This is a genomic window from Scytonema sp. PCC 10023 (genome assembly GCF_963920835.1).
Taxonomy (GTDB): Bacteria; Cyanobacteriota; Cyanobacteriia; order Cyanobacteriales; family Nostocaceae; genus Kalymmatonema.
Window position 1 is genome coordinate 1 of sequence record NZ_CAWUDP010000233.1, and the last position, 3,921, is coordinate 3,921.

A 3,921-nucleotide genomic window follows, 5' to 3' on the forward strand; every position below is an offset into this window, starting at 1 on the left:
ATGAGGGGGATGAGGGGGATGAGGGGGATGAGGGGGATGAGGGGGATGAGGGGGAAGGAAGTAAGTCTCTTAGAGAAGCGTGTGAGTGTAATTGCCAGCGTTTAGGTTGGGAACGCAAATCTTCCAGCTGCGCCACAATTTTCCGCCGCATTCGGTTCAACTCACTCACGGGTACCATGACTGCGTCTTTGAGATGATTTGTCAAAGTTCCCAAACAAAAAGGAGTGTTGCCGAGACGACCAAACTGTTCCTGTAAACGTTCTGTGGTGAGGGGTTTGGTGTGCGCCTCTTCAAGGGGCATTGCAGATTCTACTTGGACAACATGACCGAGTTCGTCGCGGGCGATCGCCCCTAAGGATTGACCAACTTCTCCACAAACCTCTATATGAATTGGACGCTGAAATTGCGGATTTTCTCCAGCAAAACTCTGACGCAGTTGCTTATCAAGTTCTGGATCGCTAGTTTTCCAAACTTTGTCTCCTACATGTATCCGTCGCAAGTTAAGGTTATGGCGACCAAAGGTTAGCACTGCTTGTTTTCCTTTATGTTCCACCGCATAAATTCGACCACCTTCTTCCTGCGCTTCCGGATGACCGCAATCAAAAACAACACCGTCTCCAGGCTTAATTGGGGCTTGTAGCCGTACTATCACCTTTTCGTTGCTGATGCGGGTGACTTCGCCCAAGTAAACTCCACGCTTTTTACCAAAGTGAGCATGAACCAGTTCCTGATTGTTAATTCCCCGAAACCAACCTGTATACAGTCCGCGAGAAAACGCCATCTCCAAATTGTAGTGTTCTTGTTCCGGCGCTTGTAGAGACGAGAGGTGGCGCGTCTCTACATTTTTTAAATCCGCCATCACCTTATCTAGCGCTTGTCGATAAACCTGTATAACATTCGCCACATACTCAGGCGTTTTCAAGCGACCTTCAATCTTGAGACAACTGACCCCTGCTTTCACCAATTCTGGCAGCACCTCTAACCCTGCCAAGTCTTGAGGACTGAGCAGATATTTCCGATTTCCCAAATCTACAGCTTGACCATCAGATATTAATTCGTAGGGCATCCGGCAAGCTTGGGCACATTCGCCACGGTTCGCAGAACGTCCGCCTAGCGCTTCACTGGTCAAACATTGACCGGAATATGCCACGCATAAGGCACCGTGAACAAAGACTTCCAAAGGTAAAGATGTTTTATCCAAGCTCTCTACACGCTGCTGGCGCTGAATTTTCTCGATTTCCGTTAGCGAGCATTCACGAGCAAGTACTACCAACTGACAACCGAGGGATTTGGCAAATTCGACCCCTGCGGCACTGGTGACGGTCATTTGGGTGGAAGCATGGATAGGAAAATCTGGCGAAAGGTAACGAATAAGACGACAAATACCTACGTCTTGAACAATGACCGCATCTACACCTGCTGCAATAATTGAGCGTAAATACTGCTCTGCCTCTCTGAGTTCCTGCGGGAAAACGAGAGTATTAATGGTTACATATCCCTTGACGCCTCGATAGTGCAGAAATTCCATCAACTTGGGTAAGTCAGCCTCGGTGAAGTTTTGCGCCCGCATTCGCGCATTGAAGCGATCCAATCCAAAGTATATAGAATCTGCCCCATTTTCCACAGCAGCTTTGGCACAGTCCCAATTACCTGCGGGGGCGAGTAATTCAGGGCGTTGAAAGGTGGGTAAGGTGAGTTGGGGGGTTGGTTTGCGAGCGGCTTTCATCAAGTTGGGGATGGATTAGAGAGCACCATTGCGATTGTATCGTTTGTGCTTATTGATGGTGGGGAGATGGTGATCAAAATAAGCAGTTCTTGAGCAGGGGAGGAAGATTTTCATCGGTTTGTTTGCTACGCCTTTTTTTCTCATCTCTGGTTCTTTGATGCAAGATATAATACTCTCATATATTTATAGGCAATAGAAGTAGGCTAAAGTTCAACACTTGCCTACACAATTTACCAAGTCAAACTCTTGGCACAAAAAAGCGTGTATTTACTTCAACATTGAGAGTGACTTTTCCGACCGAAAATCACTTTTTTAAACTTTTTTAACAAATCTAGAAAAGAAATCATTTCTGCATTGATTGGGGCGAAAAGTAGCGACGGTATAACTCATCTTGTTCAATGGGCACTTGAAAAATAAGATGCGTTTACCCTGTAGCTTCCCCCTAGGAGGGTCAATACAAATAATATGGATCATACAAACCGAAAAAAACTCGTAATTAGCCCAGAAATGGCAGTTCTTCTCAAAGGCTTAATTATTGGTAAAGTGTTGACACTTCTGGTGATTGGCGGACTGTTTTGGTGGCTGGTAGCACCACGCTTGCGGGCAAGTAACAACACTAATTTGTCTAGTCAAAGTTCAAACACTGCCTCAATTGATACCTCAGCCTTTGGGACAGCTGCCAATATGCCAATCGGCTCGTTCAAATACGGTGGCAGTACAGCGTGGGCACCTATTCGGCAATTGGTAGATTCTCAAATCCAAAACGCTCGCCCAGAACTACAGTTGCGCTACGTAGAACCTATTAACAGCAGTCCTGGTTCTGGTTCAGGCATTCGTATGTTGCTTGACGGGCAATTGGACTTCGCGCAGTCTTCCCGTCCGCTAACAACTACAGAATACACCACAGCCAAGCAGCGAGGCTTTACACTTGAGCAACGTCAAGTTGGTATTGATGGGATAGCGGTGGTAGTTAACCCATCACTCAAGGTACCCGGTTTAACGATTGACCAGTTGCAACAGATTTATCTGGGACAAATTACTAATTGGAAAGAGGTAGGAGGACCAGATCTACCCATCACTCCTTTTGCCCAGCGTCCCCAAGATGCAGACACAATAATATTTTCAGATAACAAAGACTTGCAGAATCAAGCGTTTAGCTCCCAAGTGCAGTATGTCTATTCCACTACAGAAGCGCTACGGAAGCTCAGTAAAACCCCTGGCGGTTTGTATTACGCTTCTGCTCGTACAGTCGTGCCTCAATGTAGTGTCAAGTCTTTGCCGGTGGGTCACACTCCTACTAGGCTCATTCCTCCTTACCGCGAACCAAAAGTGCCAACCCAAGAGTGCTTGCATAAGCGCAACCAGGTTAATACTGAAGCCATTAAAAATGGCAGCTATCCACTGACCACTAACTTGTTTGTCATTATTAAGCATAACAACGGTCGGGAACAGCAGGCTGGGGAAGGCTACGCCAGACTTTTACTGACCGACCAAGGGCAAAAGGCAATTGAGCAGGCTGGGTTTATTGGAGTTCGCTAGACTCGTATGGTTTTGTTAGATGGAAGTACTATTCGTGCACGAAGGAACGCTACCTTCATTTATCATGATTGCTATTCAGCATGGATTTGTCCGTCAACCAACTAGTTTATACTAGCTTCTCCTATGTGGGCTTTGCGCTCCTGACTAGTGAGCAGGTTCCCTTAGAGATTGAGCAAACTTTCCTTAAACAGGTAGTTTACCGATACTGGAATGCTTTTGAGCATGAAAACCATAGTTACAGGGCTGCTTATCTTGTTCAGATTACTCCAGAAGATTGGCTGTTTGGCTGGCTGTACAACGATGAGAGGGATGACATTGATCGCAGCCATATACCGCACTTTATTTGCTACCACCTAAGGGAACCACTGTACGCTTTCTGCATTGAAAAAATTTGTGCTTGCTTGCAAAAGGGACCAGTAGAACTGGTAGACCATCACAGCTTTTCAAATTCCCTAAAACCCCTGATTTTAAAAGACGTGAGTAGTTACCAGGAAGCGAGACCTGGAGTGGTCATTTCCTGGGAAGTCCGTCAGCAAATTCATATAAACCTTAAGCAGGGGAAATTGACAGATTTATTCATCCCAGTGAAGGAAGACGAGAGGTTAATTGAGCGATCGCTGTCGGTCGAACCTCAAGAAATCCTCGCCAAAGACAAA

At 46.2% G+C, this 3,921-nt stretch carries 2 protein-coding genes and 1 pseudogene; 2 read left to right on the top strand and 1 reads right to left on the bottom strand.

Annotation, left to right across the window (positions count from 1 at the left end):
* A partial coding sequence (locus ACM0OZ_RS48095; RefSeq protein ID WP_414590033.1) for a peptidase U32 family protein occupies window positions 1-1,726 on the bottom strand: 1,726 nt, incomplete at its 3' end.
* Between the two features lie 465 nt (window positions 1,727-2,191).
* On the opposite strand from ACM0OZ_RS48095, the gene ACM0OZ_RS48100 reads away from it, so the two are divergent.
* Window positions 2,192-3,265 carry a PstS family phosphate ABC transporter substrate-binding protein gene (locus ACM0OZ_RS48100; RefSeq protein WP_414590034.1) on the top strand — a complete coding sequence of 358 codons (1,074 nt, stop codon included), beginning with the start codon at window positions 2,192-2,194 and terminating at the stop codon, window positions 3,263-3,265.
* 80 nt (window positions 3,266-3,345) lie between these two features.
* Window positions 3,346-3,921 (top strand): annotated as a pseudogene (locus ACM0OZ_RS48105) (WD40 repeat domain-containing protein); the annotation flags it as partial.